We start from the raw sequence: 742 nt of genomic DNA on the forward strand, positions 1-742 counted from the left end.
TGTTGGAACTCGCCCCACGGGGTTTGTACGGGTGCGTTGCCCATGTCTTCGAGCAGGCTTTCGGTGCGGCTGCGGTATTCGATGAGGTCGGTAATGGTGCCGATTTTGAGGTTGTGTTCTTCGGCGAATTTCATCAGTTCGGGCATGCGCGCCATGGTGCCGTCGTCGTTGATGATTTCGCAGATGACGGCGGCGGGAATCAGGCCGTTCATTTGTGCCAGATCAACGCCGGCTTCTGTGTGTCCTGCGCGGACGAGTACGCCGCCTTTTTGGGCACGCAATGGGAAGATGTGGCCGGGTTGGACGATGTCTTCTGGTTTGGCGGATGGGGAAACGGCGGTTTGAATGGTCAGGGCGCGATCGGCGGCGGAGATGCCGGTGGTAATGCCGTGGGCGGCTTCGATGGAGACGGTAAAGTTGGTACCGTATTGCGCGCCGTTTTTCTGGGTCATCATGGGCAGGCCGAGTTTTTCGACCATTTCGCCGTCCATCGGCAGGCAGACCAGGCCGCGTGCGTGTTTAATCATGAAGTTGATGGCTTCGGGGGTAACGAATTGGGCGGCCATCAGCAAGTCGCCTTCGTTTTCGCGGTCTTCGGCATCGGTGATGATGACCATTTTGCCGGCTTTGATGTCTGCTAGGATTTCTGGGATGGTGGAGATGTGGGACATGGTATTTCTTTCTTGGCTGATGGTGGGGGCGTGGCGGTCTTGGTGGTCTTGATCCAGCCACATGTCAGGCA

At 57.5% G+C, this 742-nt stretch carries 1 protein-coding gene; it reads right to left on the reverse strand.

Features of this window, described 5'->3' with window-relative positions:
- On the reverse strand, positions 1–742 hold a 742-nt coding region (ribB, locus tag ACTHUM_RS16445; protein ID WP_440403488.1), incomplete at both ends, for a 3,4-dihydroxy-2-butanone-4-phosphate synthase.

The sequence above is a fragment of the Neisseria sp. P0021.S006 genome (genome assembly GCF_051956895.1).